This is a genomic window from Asticcacaulis solisilvae (assembly GCF_052327315.1).
In the GTDB taxonomy this organism is placed as follows: Bacteria; Pseudomonadota; Alphaproteobacteria; order Caulobacterales; family Caulobacteraceae; genus Asticcacaulis; species Asticcacaulis solisilvae_B.
This window is the reverse complement of the sequence record NZ_CP166197.1, coordinates 665,973-685,621: the sequence shown is the minus strand read 5'-3', so window position 1 is coordinate 685,621 and position 19,649 is coordinate 665,973. Positions and strand designations below refer to the sequence as shown.

Here is a 19,649-nt window from a genome sequence, read left to right as displayed (position 1 = left end):
CTGAAAATCTCCTGACCGGTAAGCTCGGCATCGACTCGGTGCCGTGGCACGAGCCGATCATCATGGTCGCCGGCGCCGGCATGGTCGGCGGCGCGCTCCTCGTCTTCGGCCTCATCACCTACTTCAAGCAATGGAAGTACCTGTGGACCGAGTGGCTGACCTCGGTCGACCACAAGAAGATCGGGGCCATGTATATCATCCTGGCGCTGATCATGCTGCTGCGCGGCTTTGCCGACGCGCTGATGATGCGTACGCAGCAAGCCCTGGCATCCGGCGGCGGCCACGGCTACCTGCCGCCCGAACACTTCGACCAGATCTTCACCGCGCACGGCGTCATCATGATCTTCTTCATGGCCATGCCGTTCGTCGTCGGCCTGATGAACGTCGTCATGCCGCTGCAGATCGGCGCGCGCGACGTCGCCTTCCCGTACCTGAACTCGATGAGCTTCTGGCTGACGGCCGCGGGCGCCATCCTGGTCAACGTCTCGCTGGTCGTCGGCGAATTCGCCCATACCGGCTGGCTGGCCTATCCGCCGCTGTCGGAAATCGCCTATTCGCCGGGCGTCGGCGTCGACTATTACCTGTGGGCATTGCAGATCTCGGGTCTCGGCACGCTGCTGTCCGGGGTGAACCTGGTCACGACCATCTTCAAGATGCGCGCGCCGGGCATGACGCTGATGCGCATGCCGATCTTCACCTGGACGACGCTGGCCGCCAACATCCTGATCATCGCGGCCTTCCCGATCCTGACCGTGACGCTGGCCATGCTGGGTCTCGACCGCTACTTCGGCATGCACTTCTTCACCAACGAAGCCGGCGGCAACCCGATGATGTACGTCAACCTCATCTGGGCCTGGGGTCACCCGGAAGTCTATATTCTGGTCCTGCCCGCCTTCGGCATCTTCTCGGAAATCGTGCCGACCTTCTCGGGCAAGCGCCTGTTCGGTTACGACGGCATGGTCTACGCCACCATGTGCATCTGCCTGCTGTCCTTCATGGTGTGGCTGCACCACTTCTTCACCATGGGCGCCGGCGCCAACGTCAACGCCTTCTTCGGCATCACGACGATGATCATCTCGATCCCGACGGGTGTGAAGATCTTCAACTGGCTGTTCACGATGTTCCGCGGCCGTGTGCGCTTCGAAGTGCCGATGCTGTGGACGACCGGTTTCATCATCACCTTCGTCATCGGCGGCATGACGGGCGTGCTGCTGGCCGTGCCGGGCGCCGACTTCGTCCTGCACAACTCGGTCTTCCTGATCGCCCACTTCCACAACGTCATCATCGGCGGCGTGGTCTTCGGCTGCATCGCCGGCCTGAACTACTGGTTCCCCAAGGCCTTCGGTTTCCGCCTGCACGAAGGCCTGGGCAAGGTCAGCTTCTGGTGCTGGCTGGTCGGCTTCTATATCGCCTTCATGCCGCTCTATGCGCTGGGCCTGATGGGCATGACGCGCCGCCTCGACTACATGAACAACCCCGTCTGGCACGTCTACCTGATCGTCGCCATGGTCGGCGCGCTGATCATCTTCGTCGGCATCCTGGCGCAGGTAGCGCAGATCGCCTATTCGATCTGGAAGCGCGACGAGCTTCGCGACGTCACCGGTGATCCCTGGGACGCGCGCACCCTGGAATGGGCGACGTCTTCGCCGCCGCCCTTCTACAACTTCGCCGTCGTGCCGGAAGTCGGCAATCACGACGCCTTCTGGGACGCCAAGCAGCGCGGCGAGGGGCATCCCCGTCCGAAGACCTACGAGCCCATCCACATGCCGCGCAACACGCCGACCGGCTTCCTGATCGGGATCGTCAGCGTCGGCCTGGGCTTCGGTCTGATCTGGCACATCTGGTGGATGGCCGGCGGCGCCCTGCTGGTCATGATCGGCCTCGGCATCGTCCATACCTTCAATGAAGACCGCGACTATTACGTGCAGCCCGAAGAGGTGAAGGCGATCGAAGACGCCTATTTCGCCAAGCTCACCGCTGCCAACAAGAAGGATGCCGCCTGATGAGCAGCGTTTCCGGGCCCGTCGACGGGCTGAAAAAGGAACTCGATTCCGCCTACGACCATAACCCGCACGACCACCATCACGCGGGCGACCATCACGACGAAGGTCCGAAAGTCACGCTTGGCTTCTGGATCTACCTGATGAGCGACTGCATCCTGTTCGCGTCGGTGTTCGCGGGCTATGCGGTGCTGAAGGACGGCACGGCCGGCGGTCCCAACGGCCGCGAGCTGTTCGACCTGCCATACGTGGCGGTCGAAACGGCGCTGCTGCTGATCTCGTCCCTGACCTACGGCCTGGCCATGATCAGCATGGAAGCCAACAAGCTGAAGGGCACGCTGACCTGGCTGGCCCTGACCGGCCTGTGCGGCCTGGGCTTCATGGGCATGGAAATCCATGAGTTCATGAAGCTGATCGCCGAAGGCAACGGTCCCAACCGTTCGGCTTTCCTGTCGGCCTTCTTTACGCTTGTCGGAACGCACGGCCTGCACGTGACGTCGGGCCTGATCTGGATGGGGGCCATGTTTGTGCACCTGTTCAAACGTGGACTTACCCCGCAGAACCGCATCCGCCTGATGTGCCTCAGCCTGTTCTGGCACTTTCTCGACATCATCTGGATCGGTGTCTTCACGATCGTCTATCTGATGGGAGCCGCCTGATGAGCTCTAAAACGTCCAATCATGTCAAGCCGGTGGCCACCGACCAGACCCATGCCGAACTGGCCCATGCCCACCACGAAGGCGGCCACGGCTCGGTCAAGTCGTACCTGATCGGCTTCGCCCTGTCGGTCGTGCTGACGGCTGTGCCGTTCGCCCTGACCATGCTGCATGTCTTGCCGGTCGCCACCCTGATCCCTGTGATCATCGGCATCGGCCTGGTGCAGATCGTCGTGCACCTCGTCTACTTCCTGCACATGAACACGTCGCCCAGCCACATCTGGAACAATGCAGCCTTCGTCTGCGCGCTGATCATCGTCTTCATCGTGATCGTCGGCACCTTGTGGGTCATGTACCATATGAACCACAACATGATGCCCGGCATGATGCCGATAGACTGACGCCAACGGTCTAATGACCGTTGGAATTTTTCAAAATACAGGAAGCCGGCCGTGTCACGCGGCCGGCTTTTCTTATGCGCCCTTCTTCGGCACGTGCGCCTCGCGCAGCGCGATGGCGACGGCCTGGTCATGCGACGTGACCTTGGCGCCGCTGCCGCTCTTCAGGTCGCCTTCCTTGTACTCGTGCATGACCTTTTCGACCTTGTTCTTCTGGCCGGCTGATTCTTTCGGCATGGGATAACTCCTGTTTTCCCCAGCGCGCGCAGGATAGGCGAGGGCGCGCAAGGAAGCCATGCGGGCCTTTCAGGCTGACCTAAGGTCAAGAAAAAATGTTGCGTCGCAGCATTTCAAACGCACCGAAATACAACTGCTACGCCGCTTTTTGGTGGTTTTTAAGGGAATGGTTCGCCCCGTTTGTGGCAAAATCATCGCACCGCAGTAAAGTTGGCGGCGAAACATTGTAACCTATTGCGACTGTCACACTAATTTCAAATGCCACCATTACAGGCGGCAAAACCTCTGCCGGTTTGGCGGGATGATGGGGATTTCGATGTTCAACAAATATATGATGGGCGCGGCGGCTTTCGCGCTTCTGGCGGCTTCGGCCCCGGCGGTCTACGCCCAGCAAACGACCGCCGCCCTGCGCGGCGTGGTCACCGATTCGGCGGGCAAGCCCGTCGCCGGTGCGACCGTCACGGTCATCCACACGCCGACCGGCACGCGCGAAGTCACCCGCACCGACAAGGACGGCAATTATCAGCTGACGGGCCTTAAGGTCGGCGGCCCTTACGAGATCGATGTCGCCTCCGGCGGCTACAGTGACAGCAAGACGGGCGACGTCTACCTCACGCTGGGCGACCAGCAGAAACTCGACGTGGCGCTGGAAACCTCGACCCAGACGGTCATCGTCAAGGGCAAGCGCACCACCCTGGCCAATCCGGGTTCGCGCACGCGCCTCGGCCGCGAAGCCATCGACAACGTCGTCACCTACAAGCGCGACATCCGCGAAGCGGCGCGCCGCGACCCGCTGACCCAGCTCGACGCCGCCACGCGCGGCACGGGGCCGTCGGGCGGCCTCTACATCGCCGGTTCGGCGCCGCGCGCCAACCGCATCACGATCGACGGCGTCAAGTCCAGCGACGATTTCGGCCTCAACACCGGCGGCCTGTCGACCAATCTTGGCCCGATCTCGCTCGAGGCCGTCGAGCAGATGACCGTCCAGGCCGTTCCGGCCGACGTCGAAGAAGGCGATTTCACCGGCGGCGCGCTGAACCTGGTCCTGCGTTCAGGCACCAACAGCTTCCATGGCTCGGCCTTCACCTACCTGCGCGACAAGGCGTGGAACGGAAACCAGCTCTATCACCCGGACACGCACACCGCCAACCGCGTCAGCCTGTACGTGCCGGACAAGAACTACGGCTTCTTCTTCTCGGGCCCGATCCTGAAGGACCGCCTGTTCTTCGCGACGTCGTATGAAAAGTACACCTCGGCGTCGATCGTGGGCACCGGTCCGGCCGGCGGCGGCTTCGGCACCTCGCTGGCCACCATCGGCAACGCGGCGGTCAGCCAGTCCGACCTCGACACCCTGCTGCAGCCGTGGTCGACCTATGCCGCTTCGTCGAAGCTGGCCCCCGGCGCGATCCCGCTGACGACCGAGTTCAAGGACGAGAAGTACTCGATCAAGATCGACTGGAACATCATGGACGGCCAGCGCCTGTCGGCGACCTACCGTCATGCCTATTCGTTCCTGTGGAAGGGTTCGCCGTCGCTCAACACGGCCAACTACAACACGGCCTGGTACACCCAGCCTGAAAACGAGGACAACTACGCCATCCAGCTGAACTCGCGCTGGACCGACCAGTTCTCGACCGAGGCCCGCATCGCCTGGCGCAATTACCAGCGCGGCCAGACGCCGCCGGAAGGCCAGGGCTTCGCCGCCATCAACTACTGTACCGACCCGGCTGGGGTCGGCGTCGCGACGGCGACCGCGTGTACGTCGGGCCGCCTGTCGATCAACTTCGGCCCGGACCAGTTCCGCCAGGCCAACGTGCTGAAGACGACCAACAATTCGGCGTCGTTCGTCGGCATCTACCGCCTGGGCGACCACTCGATCAAGGGCGGTTACCAGGGCAAGCAAATCCACGTCTACAACCTGTTCGTCCAGGCCGCCAACGGCGTCTACTACTTCGACAACCAGGCCGACTTCGCCAACGGCAAGGTCAACCAGCTGTCGTACAACAACGATCCGGGCGGCGACCTGTCGAAGACGCCGGCCAATTTCGACTACATCAACCACACCCTGTTCCTGCAGGACACCTTCGATCCGTTCGCCAACACGACGCTGAACTACGGCCTGCGCTACGACTTCTGGACGCAGCATGACAAGCCGGCGCTGAACCCCAGCTTCACGGCGCGCAACGGCTATTCGAACCAGGGCAATTACGACGGTCTGAACGTTGTTGAGCCGCGCCTGGGCCTCAAGTGGCACAGCGACGACAACACGCTGGACGCGTCGGGCAGCTTCGGCCTCTATACGGGCGGCCTGCCGGACGTCTTCATCTCGAACCGTTTCGGCAATACGGGCATCCTGACGGCCGGCTTCACCGTCCAGCGCCAGGTCGATGGCTCGGGCAATACGACCGGCTTCAAGGAAATCAACTCGGGCAGCACCTACCTGGCCAACGACGCGACCATCCTGTCGCTGATGAACCTCAACAAGTCGGACGCCGGCTTCATCACCACGGTGCCGGCGGCGGCGGCCTCCTACCTGTTCAACCCGACCGTCATCCGCGTAGCGTCGACCAACACCCTGTCCGCCGACTTCAAGATGCCGTCGGACTGGAAGTTGAACTTCGCCGGCCACTGGCGCCTGCCGACGGGCACGACATTGGGTCTCGACGGCGTCTTCGTGCGCAGCAATGTCGGACTGGCCTTCCGCGACGTCCGGGCGCGCAAGCTGACCGTGAACGGTGTGCAGCAATATACGCCCGACGGCCGTATCCGTTACGACGGCCTGGTCGTAAACGCGACCGTACCGTCCACGGCGACCCTCGACGCCCAGAACCAGTCGATCTTCACCGCCCGTACGACGGCCGGCCTCGACGTCGCCAAGAACGCCGACGGCTCGAACATGTATGATCTGGCGAACCCGGGTTCGGGTTACGACGTCCAGGCCTACAACCCGGACGTCCAGTCGACCAGCTCGACTGTCGCCCTGTCGGTCCAGCAGTCGTTCGACAATGTCCGTCTGTTGACCAGCCATGATCACCTGGACCTCTCGGCGGCGCTGACGCACCAGGCGACCGACCAGTACGGCGGCCTGCCGGAATTCGCCACCACCGACTGCTGCGCGGGTTCGTCCTACGGCGACCAGTTCAGCCTGGAAGACCCGAACGCTCCCACCAAGGGCAAGTCGAGCTACGAAGTCCGCACCGGCTTCAAGGTCAATGCCTATTACAAGACCGAGCTGGTCAAGGGCTTCGAGACGCGCATCAACCTGTTCGGCGACATGCACGAAGGCCGTCCGGTCAACTTCTACATGGCCGACCTCTACTCCTCGAGCGCGACCGTGCGCGGCCAGGTCTTCGGCGTGGTCTCGAACAACCAGCTGGCCTTCATCCCGCAGACCGACACGCCGATCGCCGGTTCGGGCGGCCTTGGCTTCATGACGGGCAACGTACCGGTCTACTTCGCCACGACGACCGACCTGGCCAACTTCCAGAAGATCGTCAGCAAGTTCGGCCTGCAACCGGGCATCGTCGGCAAGGGTCAGGCCCGCAACCCCGACGTCAAGCGCTGGGACCTGCACCTGGCCCAGGACGTGCCTCTGCCCTGGTTCGACGGCCACAAGGTCGTCTTCACCATGGACATCTTCAACCTCGGCAACCTGCTGAACAAGAAGTGGGGCGTCGTTGCCGAATATGGCGCCGCCGGCAATGACGGCCGCCAGGGCGCGCAGATGTACAAGGTCGGCTGTACCAATGCTTCGGGTACCGTCGTCGCCAAGAGCGACCCGACCTGCGTCGGCTATCAGTTCTCCAGCGTCTCGACGACGGCGACCACCCTCAGCGTCAATCAGGCGGCGACCCTCTACGCCGTCATGTTCGGCCTGAAATACAGCTTCTAACCTCCGCCTCGCGGCGAAAAAACGGAGGAGCGCCGTACCCCGGCGCTCCTTTTTTGTGATACGTCCCTGTATCCGAGGAGATATCCATGCGTTTCCGTTCGCTGATCCTGTCCCTGGCCCTGGCGTCCGGTGCGTTTGCATCCCATGAGGCTTTTGCCTGGGGCGACACCGGCCACCGTCTGGTTGGCGAGGAGGCTATGCGCGCCTTGCCGAAGGGCCTGCCGGCGTTTCTGTATCGCGTGCAGTCGATCAAGGACGTCGGGCAGTTCTCGCGGGAACCCGATATCTGGCGCAAGGCCGGCGCCATCCACGACGCCGAGCGCGACCCGGCGCACCTGATGCGCCTCGACGACACCGGCCTGACGCTGGCGGGCACGGATCTCGGCAACATGCCGGCGACCCATTCCGACTATGACGCGGCGGTGCGCGCCCACGGCGGCGACCCGATCAAGGCCGGCCATCTCTATTACAGCCTGTCCGATGCCTGGGCGCAGGTACGCAAGGATTTCGGCGTGATGCGCGTCATCGACCTGGCGATTGCGAAAGAGAAAGACAAGCCGAAGCTGGCCGACCTGAAGGAGGCCCTGCGCCGCCGCCAGGACCTGACACTGCGCGATATCGGCATCCTGTCGCACTATGCCGGCGATGCCACCCAGCCCATGCATGTCTCGATCCACTACGACGGCTGGGGCGACCTCCCGAACCCGGACGGCTTCACGACCGAGCACGTCCATTGGCCCGTCGAAGGGCCCTATGTCCACGACCATGTCACCCAGGCCATGGTGCATGACCGCGTCTCGCCGCTGACATCGTGCGCGGGCACACAGGAATCGTGCATTGCCGCGCGGCTGAAGCGCAACTGGACGCAGGTGGTGCCGCTCTACAAGCTGGAGAAGACGGGCGCCTTCAAACCGGACTCGAACGTCGGCGCCGAATACCTCGCGACGCTATTGGGACGCGGCGCGTCGGACCTGCGTGACATGGTCGCCGACGCCTGGACGCAGTCGACCGACGCCGTCGTCAACTCGGCCGGGGTCAGCGTCACCGACGTTACCTCGGGCAAGGTCAAGGACCTCTACGCCGTGGTGATGGGCGATAGCTGATACCGGTTACCTGCCTGCTTGCACAGGGTTTGCGCATCCTCTAAGACTCTCCGAAACTCAGACAAAAGGGTGAGGAAGACATGGTGCGTTTTAGCGTCGCTGCGATGACGATAGGGCTGCTCATAGCCGGGCACGCCCTGGCCGAAACCCCGGCGCCCGGCGCCTGGGTGCCCGATCGCGGCGACGGCACCTATCAAAACCCCGTGCTCAACGGCGACTATTCCGATCCCGACGCCATCCGGGTCGGCGACGACTATTACCTTGTGTCGTCGTCCTTCGTGAACGTGCCGGGCCTGCCGATCCTGCATTCGAGGGATCTGGTCAACTGGGAGATCATCGGTCACGCGCTCGATGCCGTACCGCCCGAAGACCATTTCCGCACGCCCCGGCGCGGCGGCGGGGTGTGGGCGCCGGCCATCCGTTACCATAACGGCCGCTACCTGATCTATTACCCCGATCCCGACTTCGGCATCTTCGTCGTCAGCGCGGCCGACCCCAAGGGACCGTGGAGCAAACCCGTCCTGGTCGACGACAGCAAGGGCGCCATCGACCCCTGTCCCTTCTGGGACGACGACGGCACCGCGTGGCTGGTCCATGCCTACGCTGCCTCGCGCTCGGGCGGGCGCAACAACCAGGTCGTGTTGAAGCGCCTCAACGCCGACGGAACACACACGCAAGGCCCCGAACAGATCCTAGTCGACGGCAAGACGCTGGCACCGGTCGAGACGTCGCTGGGGCCCGCGCCGTGGTTCACCATCGAAGGGCCGAAAATCTACAAGCGCGACGGGTTCTACTACATCTTCGCGCCGGGCGGCGGCGTGAAGAACGGCTGGCAGGCGGTCTTCCGGTCGAAGGCGATCACCGGGCCGTACGAGGCGCGCAACGTCATGGACCAGGGCGCGACGCCGGGCGCCAACGGTCCGCACCAGGGGGCCTGGGTCGACACGGCCTCGGGCGAGGATTGGTTCCTCCACTTCCAGGACACCGACTCTTACGGCCGCCGCGTCTGGCTGGAGCCCATGCAATGGAAGGACGGCTGGCCCGTCATCGGCGTGCGCCAGAAGGGCAAGGTTTATGGTCAGCCGGTCCTGACGTTCCGCAAGCCGAAAACGGCGCCGCAGCCCGTTTCTGTGCCGGTCAGCGACGACGACTTCGACCGTGGCTTCAATCAAGCCTGGCAATGGAACGCCAATCCCGGTGAAGACTGGGCCGACACGACCTCGCAACCGGGCTGGCTGCGTCTGAAGTCGGTCTCGTCCTCGGCCAATCTGTATGAGGCGGGGAACACGCTGACGCAGAAACTGCCCAATACGGTCTTCTCGGCCGTGACGAAGATGACGCTCAATGCGAAATGGGAAGGCGAGCGGGCAGGGCTTGTCCTGTTCGGTTATAACTACGGTTTTATCGGCCTCGAAAACACCAAGGATGGCGTCGTCGTCGAGCAGGTCACGCGGATCGGCGCCGACAGGAATGGCCCGGAAGCCAAGGTCGTCGCCCCCGGAAAAGTAACGGGTGAAGTGTGGTTGAAAGCCAGTTTGACACCCGTTGTCACGCCGGTTGAGCCTCCCGCCGGATACCCAGTTGTCTGGCCGGCCATGCGTCAGGAAACCCACGCGAAGGTGACCTTCAGCTACAGCCTCGACGGCAAGACCTGGACGCCGCTCGGCGACGGTTTCGTCAGCCAGCCGTCGCGCTGGGTGGGCGCGCAGATCGGCCTGTTCGCGCAAAGCCCGTCCGGCACGCCGTCGAACGTCTCGACGCGCGTCGGCTATGCTGCCTTCGACAGCTTCCATATCGAAAAATAGGACTACGCAATTCCGACGTGATAGGTGCGCGGGCCATCGGTCAAAGCGATCCGCACGAGGTGATCATCGATGGTGAAGGCCGAGGCCTTGCCGTCGACCGTCACCGACTGCGGTGGCGTCTCCGACCAGACGAGCAGGGTGCCTTGATCGGCCGCCGTTAACATGACACCGGACGCCGAGTGAACGACGTCGCGCACCGAGGCCAGGCCGTTGAGCTTCTCCGCCAGCCCCAGCACGGCCCGGCCATGGCGTATGGGCGCGATACGGATCAGGTCGTGCCGGAAACGCGCGAAGGCGGCGTGGATGGCTTCGGTCCACCCCGGCCGCATCGCCGTTCGCCCGTAGTGGGTGTAGGCGGCATAATCGCCGCGCGGCAGACCGGTGACTTCGGACAGGCGCGCCTCGCCCGAAAGGTCGTGGGTATCCGCCAGATTGGCGAGCAGCAGCAGAGCGCCGTCGCCGACGCGCGACGACGCCTTGAACAGCTTCGGCGCCTGGATCTGGAACAGGCAGTCGGCCACCGGACGCAGCGGCGTATCGGCGCGTAACGTCCGGCCCTCGGCATCGACCAGCGCCTTGAGCAAGGCCACGTCGTGCTGCCCGGCCTTGTCGGTGACGTAGATGGGGGCGCAGTTGGCGGCGCGGACGGCGGCGTGCAGGCGGGCATTCGGATTGGTCGATTCGAACATGTCGAAGTCGGGAAAGACCATCTCGCCGAAATAGAGGGCGTTATACATGGCCTGAAGCACATGCGCCGCCGCATTGCCTTCCTGGAGGTCGTAGCCTTCGGTGGGCTTGTACGGAAAATAGTCCTCGACCGAGCGCGCCACCGGCGACGTGCCGAAATTGAGGAAGGCGTCGTTGGTCATGTCCATGCAGTTGATCATGGCATTGCCGAAATGAAGCTTGGCGCCGCGATTGAGCGCGCCGTGCAGCGCGGTGGCGAGGTCCCAGACGGGATAGTTGTCGCGGGCCATGCGCTCGGCCACCAGCTGGTTGTCGACCTTGATCAAGGTAAAGCCGGCGGCGGCCAGCCGGGCGTGATAGGCGTCGAAATAGCCGTCGAGCAGGGCCGGGTCGGGCTTGAGAAAGCTGTAGGTCACGGTCGTGCCGGACGTGTCGATCGGCGACGGCTTCTGCGTCCACTGGAACAGCTTGCCCGTGAGGCTACGTCCGAGGTCCGACTCCGGATCGATACCGTTCCAGTAGGCGTTGAAGGCGTGCCACAGGCCGACGTGCTTCAGGCCATGGTCGTTGAGCAAGGCATCGACCACGGGTTTGAACCCGCCCGGGAATTTGACCGGATCGGGCGCCTGCGATTGCAGCCGGCTGTCGCGCGCCTGGAAATGGCCGTCGTCGAGCACGACGGTGCGGATCGGCGCGCCGGCCTTGCGGATAATGTCGACCTGGTCGAGCACCCAGGCGGCCGACAGGTCGTGGCCGAGGTTGGACGCGTTCCACGTGTTCCAGCCGAGCCAGGTCAGGGCTTCGGGCAAGCTCTTCTTGCGGCGCAGGTTTTCAGGGCTGCCCAGCATCGTCATGGCGTCTTCGAAGATGTCGGCCATCACGGCGTAAAGATCGCGGCCGAAGCCGATGGCGACCTGGGGCAGCGGGCCCCGAATACGCGTGGGCGCCAGCGCCGAACAGACGGTGCCGAAACCGTTTCCTGTCTTGCCCAGCGTCGCGCGGAAGCCGTTGCCCCCCAGGGGCAGGGCCACGCCATAGACGCCGTCGCCATACTGCCAGTAGGCGCACTGGATGTCGTCGGCCTGCGCGTCGCCCCAGCGCGTCATGGCCATCGGCTTGGTCCAGGACTTCCACGGCGCGTAACGCCAGAAGGCGAGGCCTTGCCTGAAGCCGGGCGCGCCGGCGAAACTCAGGCCCAGGGTCAGGCTGGACGGAAAGGTGCGCGCATTGCCGGCGGCCAGCGACAGCAGCGTCGTGCCTTTCGCGCCGCGCGTCGCTTTTACGGCCAGGCCGGGAACGGTTTCGCTGGCGTGGACCGACAGGCCGGTCAACCGCTCGGCGCCCGCGAACCGGAAACGCGGTTGGGTCGCCTTTCGCGGCGCGGACAGGGCAGGGGGCGCCAGCAGGCCGGCCGACAGGGCAACGAGGACGTCACGGCGTAACATGGCAGGGCCTCAGGCGAAGGAAAGGGAGAAGGGCTGGCCGAGGACGGCGGCGACGGTCTTCGCCGTCGTGCCTCCGCGCGGGCCGTCGAACAGGGTGACATTCAGCGTAACCGGTCGCGTCTGGCCACGCCCCGTCGCCATGCCGCCCGACAGGGTGCGCGTATGTTCATCCCAGCGCAGCGGCCACAGGACGTAATCGCCGTCTTCGTAGGCGTGGCCGTCACCGGCGTCGTCGTAGAGGTCGAACGTCCCGTCCTGTCCGGCATAGACGTCGATATCGAGCGCAGCGACCGGCGCCGTCGCGTACTGGATACCGGGGCTTTGCGGCACGATGGCGCCGGCCCGGGCGAACAGCGGCATCTGCCCGAGCGCGGGACGCAGCTTCAGCACCGTTCCGCCGGCGTGCATTCCGGGCGTGCCGAAGACGTACCAGTCGGCGCCACCGGGCAGGTAGACATCGACCGTCTTGTCCGGTGCGGTCCGCATATCGGCGCGGTGCAACGGCGTTTCCCATTCGCACCACAGGCTGACCACGTCGGGCGACGGCTGGCTCTGCGTCAGCGCGAAAGCGTAGGCTCGGCCTTTTTCCAACGTCATCTCGAAACGGTACGCGTCATCGCCGGCGTGGCCCTTGAACGAAATCGCGCCGTCGGCGCCGTTGGACTTGCCTTCGTTCAGGCCCGCGCTGGCGACGCGGACCTGGCCGCCCAGGCTGAAGCGGATCAGCCCTTGCGTCAGGATCTGGAAGCGATGGAGCCCGCTTTCTTCGGCGACAATCACGCCTTTCCAGCGCGCGCTGTACGGCTTGCCTTTCAGGGCGCCCGGCAGGTCGCCCGACCATGTCATCTTCAGGTCATCGCTTTGCCGCGTCTCGATCAACCGTTCGAAATCGGCGCCCTCATAGAATGCGACCTCGGCCGCCACGCCGGTCGGGCTACGGATGGCGGTATTGGGGATGAATTCGTACGGATAGGCGGGTGTGTGTTCCAGCGGTGTCGTCACCGGGCACGCCATCAGGCCATGACCGAACAGGTACTGGTGCGGAAAGCCAGCGATCTTCGGATCGCGGGCGAAATCCATGGCGAGGGGCCGCAGGTAGGTCTCATCCTTGAAGGTCACGCGCGCACCTTGGGCGTAGACGTAGGGCATCAGGCGGTAGCGCAGCAGAAGCGCGGCTTTCAGCGCGTCATATGCCGGATCGCCGTCGCTGCCGAAGGCTGAGAGCTCGCGCCGGATCTCGGTGCCGTGGGCGCGGAAGACCGGCAGGAAGGCGCCGAACTGGAACCAGCGCACATAGAGCTCGCGGAAGGCCGGATTGGTCAGGGCATCGGGAAAGCGGTGGCTGACCAGGAAGCCGCCGATGTCGCACGTCCAGTACGGAATGCCCGACAGGCTGATCTGCTGGGCGGCGACGACCTGGTTCTTCAGGGTCTGCCAGCCGGCGAAGATATCGCCCGACCAGGTGACGGCGTTGAAGGCCTGTTGCCCGGCATAGACCGAGCGCGTCAGGATCAAGGGCCGCTTTTGCGGCGAATGCGTCCGCATGCCGCCATACAGAAGCCGCGTCTGGTAATAGCTGAAGGTCAGAAGGTTTTCGCGGATCGGCCCGGCAAAGCTGGTGACGTTTCCGGCGTACGATGCGGTGGTGACGTAGCGGTTGCCGGTCGACAGGAATTCGGGCTCGCAGCCGTCGGTCCACAGCCCGTCGAGCCCCGGTGCGATCAGGCCGTTTTCGATATGCCGCCAGTAGATGTCGCGTGCCCTGGGCGCGGTGATGTCGAGCACCTTGCCGCCGCTCCAGTGCTCGCCCCTGAACAGCAGGCCCTCGGCATCGAGATCGCGATAGATGTGGGATTTCGGCCCGAAGGCCGGCCAGACCGAGGCGATGATATGGGCGTTCTTCGCATGGACGGCGTCGCACAGGCCCTTGGGATCGGGGAAGCGGTCCTTATCCCACACCATGCCGCTGAAGACGTCGTTGCCGCCCCAGTAGCTCCAGTCCTGCACCATGACGTCGATCGGCAATTGCCGGGCGCGATACCCGTCGAGCACGGCCAGCAACTCGTCCTGGGTACGATAGCGTTCCTGGCTCTGCCAGTAGCCATAGGCCCATTTGCCGAGCAGCGGCGCGCGGCCGGTCAGGCGGCGATAGGCCGCGATGACGCCGTCGAGATCGGCGCCCATAAGGACGTAGTAGCGGATGAAACGCCCATCCGGGCTGTCATAGGCGAGGCGGCCGTTGTGCGTATCGAGCCAGGCATGGGTTTGCGTCTCCCACAACAGGCCCCAGCCGTCGGCGCTGACCAGCAGCGGGCAGACGGCGTCGGAATTGGCCTGGGCGAGGTAGGTTATGGCGTTGCGGTAATCGCTCAACGGATCGCGGAACTGACCGAGGCCAAGCAGCGTGGTGTCGCGCGCCGGGGTGAAGCCTTGATGGACGCCGGGTGGGCTGAGCGCTCCGCCTGTATCGCTCAGCCGTAGCCGCCCGTCCTGCGAAAAGGCGATCGTGCCGGCGGGATCGATGGCGATATCGAGATTGCCGCAGGTTACGCGCGCCGCCTTTTTGCCTCGGTTTACATGGATGTCGGGCCGGGAATCGGCATGGGTGAAGAAGCCGTCCGGAATGGCGGCACCGCGCGGAATTTTCACCACCTCGACAACGCCCGGCACCAAGCCTGGGCGGATCACGATGTCCGTTTTGCCTTGGGCGACGCGGACGCCGCTGGCCAGTACCGTCACGTCACCGAACGTCTTTTTCGCAGGCCGCGCGGACGCGGTTACGGGCAGAGTCGATATGGCGGCCGCGGTCAAAAGCGACCGACGCGTGGCGTCGGCGGGCATGGTCTTCGACTCCCAGTTATTTTTATATTTGAATAATGAAAACATCTTTTTTTATTGGGCGCAATCCTATTGTCTTACATTTTTGCGCGCGATTGGGGCTGACAAAGCGCCCGGACTTGTCCTACAAATCTCGAAAAGCTGAAGAGGCGAGGAAGCAAGATGACGAATGGATTGGACCGCAGGACCCTGTTCGGAGCCGCGGCGGCGATGGCCGCGATTGCCGGCCCGGCGGTGGCGAAGACGGCAAAAGCAGCACCGGTTCTGGCGCCCACCCCGCCCATGGGCTGGAACAGCTGGAATTCGTTCGCCACGACGATCAACGAAGCCCAGGCGCTGGAAACCGCGCACATCATGGCGGCAAAGCTTCTGCCCGCCGGCTACGACATCTTCACCATCGATATCCAGTGGTACGAACCGGGGGCATCGAGCTATGAGTACAGCAAGAACCCGCAACCGACGATGGACGGCTTTGGCCGGCTGATCCCGGCGCCCAACCGCTTCCCGTCGAGCGCCGACGGCACGGGTTTCACCGCCATGGCCAAACAGGTCCACGCGCTCGGCCTGCGCTTTGGCATCCATCTGATGCGCGGCATTCCGCGCCTGGCGGTCGAAAAGAACCTGCCGGTCAAGGGCACTTCGTTCCACGCGCGCGACATCGCCAATACCGACAGCACCTGCCCGTGGAACCCCGACATGTATGGCGTCGATATGTCGAAGCCCGGCGCCCAGGCCTATTACGACAGCGTCTTCGCGCTCTACGCCTCGTGGGGCGTCGATTTCGTCAAGATGGACGATATGAGCCGCCCTTACGACGCGCACATCCATGAGATCGAGGGCGCGCACAAGGCGATCGTCAAGACCGGCCGGCCGATGTTGCTCAGCCTGTCGCCCGGCGAAACGCCGGTGGCGCGCGGCAACCACGTGCAGAACTACGCCCAGATGTGGCGGATCAGCGACGACTTCTGGGACGAGTGGAAGCTGCTGGAATCGCAGTTCGTGCGCTTCGAAAGCTGGAACGCCTTCCGCCGTCCGGGCGCCTGGCCCGATGGCGACATGCTGCCGCTCGGCCGCCTGGCCCTGGGGCAGCGCGACACCAAGTTCACGCCCGACGAACAGCGGACTCTGATGACCCTGTGGAGCGTTGCGCGCTCGCCGCTGATCATGGGCGGCGATCTGCGCTATCTCGACGCGCCGACGCTAGCGCTGCTGACCAATCCGGAAGTCATTGCCGTCAACCAGAAGAGCCGTGACAACCAGCCGCACTTCTACGCCGACGATACGCGGGCGTGGACGGCGCGTCCGGAAACGGGGGCGGACTATTACCTGGCGCTGTTCAACACCGGCGATAAGCCCAAGACTGTTTCCTTCCCGCTGGAGGCCCTGGGTCTGAAGTCGGTCAAGGTCCGCGACCTGTGGGCGCGCGCCGATATCGGAACATCGACCGGCTGGGTCAAGGCCGACCTGCCGCCGCATGGCGCGGGGTTGTTCAAGCTGACCTGATGGCGGCGACGGTATTGCGATAGACGAGGTATGGCCGGAAGGGATCGTCTCCGGCCAATTCCGAAAATGCGGAATCATGCAGCGACAGCCCGCCGGTAAAGCTGCCGAATGCCGGCATGATCAGCATGCGGCCGTTCATGGCGAAGCACTTGCCGCGCAAACGATGGCCGCGCAGCTCGGTCGAGATCGCCGGATGGAAGTGGCCGACGACCTGTGGCCGACTGCTGGCGTCGGGCTCGTGGCGGAAGACGAGACCGTCCAGCACGACCTCTTCGCAGAAGTTGAGGCCAGACGCCGTCAGGCCGAGATCGTGGTTGCCCTCGACCAAATGGCAGGTTTCGACGGCATTGCAGATGGCAAGGACGCTGTCGCGTGCCGCCGGCTCCAACCGTGTCCACGCGGCGCGGTCATGGAAGCTGTCGCCCAGCAGGATCAGCGCTTTCGGACGGTAGCGGTTGCGCAAGGCGTCGAGCCGCACCAGGGTGTCGAGCGTGTCGTAAGGCGCCACGGCCGAGCCGAATTGGGCAAGGTAGGTCGATTTTTCGAGGTGCAGGTCGGAGACGACCAAGGCGTCTTGTTCCGGCCAGTAGAGCGCCAGTTCAGCGTCCAGCACCATATCGTGGCCGGCGAACCTGACCTCAATCGACGAGGGCATTTTCGACCTCATGGATCATCGCCTCGGCGGTTTCCTCCATGCCCTGTTCGGCCAGCAGCCGTTCCAGCCCGGCGCCCGGCAGGCGTTCAGTACGAACGTCGAGGATGACGGGCAGCGACAAAGGTGAGGGCCGGGGCAGGGCACGGAAACGGATATGGTTCCGGAAATTCAGAATCATATCCTTCAGCCGTTCCAGGTCGAGCAGTTCGCGTTCGGCGTCGGTGCGCGCCAGTTGCAACAGCACGTGCCCAGGCTCGTACTTGCGCAGGACGTCGTAGATCAGATCGGTGGAGAAGGTCACCTGTTTCAGCGTCTTCCTGGCGCTATTATGGTTCTGCTCGACCAGACCGGCGACGGTCGCCACCCGGCGGAACGAGCGTTTCAGCATCGGCGATTCCGCCAGCCACTCCTCGAGCTCGTCGGCCAGGATATCGGCGGTCAGAAGGTCCGCCATCATGTCTTCGGTCACCGCCTCGACGCTGGTCACCGCCAGGCCGTAATCGGTGACGGTGAAGCTTAAGGGATGGCAGCCCAAGCGTTCCATGCGGCGGCTCATCAGCATGCCCAGCGTCTGGTTGGCGCGGCGGCCCTCGAACGTATAGAGGACGACGCTGAACAGTTTCCCGCGCGGAAAGGACTCGACCAACAGGCGCCTTGTATCGGGCAGGCTGGAAAAGCGCGCCTGTAGTTTCAGCCACGCCCGCACGATCGCCGGCAGCTTTTCGACGTGTTTCTCATCCTGCAACAGGCGGCGCACGCCGTCGGCCAGATAGGTCGACAGCGGCATCTGCCCGCCCATATAGGACGGGATCATCGGATCCTTGGCAGCCGACGGGCGCGCATCGAGCGTCATGTCGTGGATGCGCTCGAATGCCAGGACCTCGCCACCGAAATAGAAGGTGTCGCCGGGGCGCAAAGACTGGCCGAACTGCTCCTCGATCTCGCCCAGGATACGCCCGCCGCGGCCGTGCAGCCTGCGGACCTTGAGCTTGCCGGCCTCGATAATGACTCCGATATTCTGGCGGTGGCGCTGGACGGCGGCATTGGCTGGCGCCCATCTGCCGTCCTCGCCTTGTACCAATTTGTGCCAACGATCGTAATTACGCAGGACATAGCCGCCGTCGACGACAAACCGGAACAGCTGTTCGAACTCCGAAAAGGCGAGATGGCGATACGACCACGCTTGGCAGGCGATTCTGTAAAGGCCCTCCGGTGTGACAGGTTGCGAGCAGGCGGCGTTGAGGATGAACTGGATGGCGACGTCCTGGCTGCCGGGCAGGGGCACGTCACCATCGAGATGGCGCGCCTTGATCGCCGTGATCGCGGCCTCGCATTCCAGCACTTCGAAGCGGTTGGCCGGCACCAGAAAGGCTTTCGACGGCACATCGACGCGGTGGTTCGACCGGCCGATACGCTGCAACAGCCGGCTGACGCCCTTGGGCGCGCCGACCTGGATGACGACATCGACATCGCCCCAGTCGATGCCCAGTTCCAGCGCCGAGGTGGCGACCAGGGCGCGCAGCTTGCCCTCGGCCATCATGGCGATCGTCTTCAGCCGCATTTCGCGCGTCAGCGAGGCGTGGAAGATTGCGATCGGCAGCGCATCCTCATTGGCGTCCCACAGGAATTGAAAGAGCAGTTCGGCCTGCGCCCGCGTATTGACGAAGACGATGGCGGTCTTCGCCTTCACGATCTCCGCCATGATTTCCGCCACGGCGTAACCCGCCATGAAGCCGCCATAGGGAATGGGGTTTTTGGCCTTGAGGATCGTCACCTGCGGCGGCTTGCCGGCGGGGCTGTCGAGGTGATCGACGGGCTGGCCCACCGGCCCCAGCCAGTCGCAAAAGGCCTGAGGATCGGCCACCGTGGCCGACAGGCCGATGCGGCGCACGTCCGGCGAAAAGGCCGCGATCTGCGCCAGGGCCAGCGCAATCAGGTCGCCGCGCTTTGACGCCGCCACCGAATGGATCTCGTCGATGACGACGGCCTGCAACTGCCCGAACATCTGCGGCGCGTCCGGATAGGACAGGAGCAGCATCAGCGATTCCGGCGTGGTCAGCAGGATATTGGGCGGTCGGGCGCGCTGGCGCTGGCGGCGATAGGCCGAGGTGTCGCCGGTACGGCTCTCGATCGTGACGGCGAGCTTCAGCGCTTCGACCACTGCCACGACATTGCGTTCGATATCGTAATTTAACGCCTTGAGCGGCGATATGTAGAGGGTATGCAGGCCACGGGGCTTGGTGGCGGTAATGTCGATCAGCGAGCCCAGGAAGCCCGCCAGCGTCTTGCCGGTGCCGGTCGGTGCGGTCAGCAGCGTCGATTTTCGCGCCTGGTAGCGGGCGACCATCTGCTTCTGGTGCGGCAAAACCGTCCAGCCCTGCCGGTCGAACCAGTGTTGAAAAAGGTCGGGAATGGCCGCCATGTGCCCTT

At 64.1% G+C, this 19,649-nt stretch carries 12 protein-coding genes; 7 read left to right on the top strand and 5 right to left on the bottom strand.

Annotated elements, in window-relative coordinates; translation table 11 throughout:
- Positions 1–11 precede the first annotated feature (11 nt).
- The 3 genes from cyoB to cyoD are packed head-to-tail and all read left to right on the top strand — an operon-like array spanning position 12 to position 3,057.
- Positions 12–2,003 (top strand): cytochrome o ubiquinol oxidase subunit I, encoded by a 1,992-nt coding sequence (gene cyoB, locus AB8717_RS21745; RefSeq protein WP_443751429.1) that lies wholly within the window; start codon positions 12–14, stop codon positions 2,001–2,003.
- Positions 2,003–2,659, top strand: a complete 657-nt coding sequence (cyoC, locus tag AB8717_RS21740) for a cytochrome o ubiquinol oxidase subunit III (RefSeq protein WP_443751132.1) — start codon at positions 2,003–2,005, stop codon at positions 2,657–2,659. Before cyoB ends, cyoC begins: the two co-directional genes overlap by 1 nt.
- Positions 2,659–3,057 carry a cytochrome o ubiquinol oxidase subunit IV gene (gene cyoD / locus AB8717_RS21735; protein ID WP_443751131.1) on the top strand — a complete coding sequence of 133 codons (399 nt, stop codon included), beginning with the start codon at positions 2,659–2,661 and terminating at the stop codon, positions 3,055–3,057. The genes cyoC and cyoD overlap by 1 nt, the downstream gene beginning before the upstream one ends.
- A gap of 72 nt (positions 3,058–3,129) precedes the next feature.
- Here the strand turns inward: cyoD and AB8717_RS21730 are convergent, their stop codons facing one another.
- Positions 3,130–3,291 carry a DUF6496 domain-containing protein gene (locus AB8717_RS21730; protein ID WP_443751130.1) on the bottom strand — a complete coding sequence of 54 codons (162 nt, stop codon included), beginning with the start codon at positions 3,289–3,291 and terminating at the stop codon, positions 3,130–3,132.
- Positions 3,292–3,607: 316 nt separating this feature from the next.
- Here AB8717_RS21730 and AB8717_RS21725 point away from each other — a divergent pair, with 316 nt between their 5' ends.
- The 3 genes from AB8717_RS21725 (at position 3,608) to AB8717_RS21715 (ending at position 10,091) form a co-directional block, all read left to right on the top strand.
- The gene (locus AB8717_RS21725) at positions 3,608–7,183 is read left to right on the top strand and encodes a carboxypeptidase regulatory-like domain-containing protein (RefSeq protein WP_443751129.1); all 3,576 of its coding nucleotides are present in this window, start codon (positions 3,608–3,610) and stop codon (positions 7,181–7,183) included.
- Between the two features lie 86 nt (positions 7,184–7,269).
- A complete protein-coding gene (locus AB8717_RS21720) occupies positions 7,270–8,286 on the top strand; it encodes a hypothetical protein (protein ID WP_443751128.1) in 1,017 nt (338 codons plus the stop codon).
- Positions 8,287–8,366: 80 nt separating this feature from the next.
- Positions 8,367–10,091 carry a glycoside hydrolase family 43 protein gene (locus AB8717_RS21715; protein ID WP_443751127.1) on the top strand — a complete coding sequence of 575 codons (1,725 nt, stop codon included), beginning with the start codon at positions 8,367–8,369 and terminating at the stop codon, positions 10,089–10,091.
- Positions 10,092–10,093: 2 nt separating this feature from the next.
- On the opposite strand, the gene AB8717_RS21710 is transcribed toward AB8717_RS21715, so the two are convergent.
- A complete protein-coding gene (locus tag AB8717_RS21710; protein ID WP_443751126.1) occupies positions 10,094–12,223 on the bottom strand; it encodes a Sip1-related alpha-galactosidase in 2,130 nt (709 codons plus the stop codon).
- Positions 12,224–12,232: 9 nt separating this feature from the next.
- A complete protein-coding gene (locus AB8717_RS21705; RefSeq protein ID WP_443751125.1) occupies positions 12,233–15,064 on the bottom strand; it encodes a TIM-barrel domain-containing protein in 2,832 nt (943 codons plus the stop codon).
- 159 nt (positions 15,065–15,223) lie between these two features.
- Here AB8717_RS21705 and AB8717_RS21700 point away from each other — a divergent pair, with 159 nt between their 5' ends.
- A complete protein-coding gene (locus AB8717_RS21700; RefSeq protein WP_443751124.1) occupies positions 15,224–16,564 on the top strand; it encodes a glycoside hydrolase family 27 protein in 1,341 nt (446 codons plus the stop codon).
- On the opposite strand, the gene pdeM is transcribed toward AB8717_RS21700, so the two are convergent.
- Positions 16,551–17,219, bottom strand: a complete 669-nt coding sequence (pdeM, locus tag AB8717_RS21695; RefSeq protein ID WP_443751123.1) for a ligase-associated DNA damage response endonuclease PdeM — start codon at positions 17,217–17,219, stop codon at positions 16,551–16,553. The genes AB8717_RS21700 and pdeM overlap by 14 nt on opposite strands.
- Positions 17,203–19,641, bottom strand: coding sequence for a ligase-associated DNA damage response DEXH box helicase (locus AB8717_RS21690; RefSeq protein WP_443751122.1), 2,439 nt, complete (start codon positions 19,639–19,641; stop codon positions 17,203–17,205). Before AB8717_RS21690 ends, pdeM begins: the two co-directional genes overlap by 17 nt.
- Positions 19,642–19,649 lie beyond the last annotated feature (8 nt).

Bases quoted from the DNA above. Each gene is read 5' to 3' on its own strand.
- AB8717_RS21690 (WP_443751122.1), bottom strand. From the start codon at position 19,641: ATGGCGGCCATTCCCGACCTTTTTCAACACTGGTTCGACCGGCAGGGC.
- AB8717_RS21730 (WP_443751130.1), bottom strand. From the start codon at position 3,291: ATGCCGAAAGAATCAGCCGGCCAGAAGAACAAGGTCGAAAAGGTCATG.
- AB8717_RS21710 (WP_443751126.1), bottom strand. From the start codon at position 12,223: ATGTTACGCCGTGACGTCCTCGTTGCCCTGTCGGCCGGCCTGCTGGCG.
- AB8717_RS21720 (WP_443751128.1), top strand. From the start codon at position 7,270: ATGCGTTTCCGTTCGCTGATCCTGTCCCTGGCCCTGGCGTCCGGTGCG.
- cyoD (WP_443751131.1), top strand. From the start codon at position 2,659: ATGAGCTCTAAAACGTCCAATCATGTCAAGCCGGTGGCCACCGACCAG.
- AB8717_RS21705 (WP_443751125.1), bottom strand. From the start codon at position 15,064: ATGCCCGCCGACGCCACGCGTCGGTCGCTTTTGACCGCGGCCGCCATA.
- AB8717_RS21725 (WP_443751129.1), top strand. From the start codon at position 3,608: ATGTTCAACAAATATATGATGGGCGCGGCGGCTTTCGCGCTTCTGGCG.
- cyoC (WP_443751132.1), top strand. From the start codon at position 2,003: ATGAGCAGCGTTTCCGGGCCCGTCGACGGGCTGAAAAAGGAACTCGAT.
- AB8717_RS21700 (WP_443751124.1), top strand. From the start codon at position 15,224: ATGACGAATGGATTGGACCGCAGGACCCTGTTCGGAGCCGCGGCGGCG.
- pdeM (WP_443751123.1), bottom strand. From the start codon at position 17,219: ATGCCCTCGTCGATTGAGGTCAGGTTCGCCGGCCACGATATGGTGCTG.
- AB8717_RS21715 (WP_443751127.1), top strand. From the start codon at position 8,367: ATGGTGCGTTTTAGCGTCGCTGCGATGACGATAGGGCTGCTCATAGCC.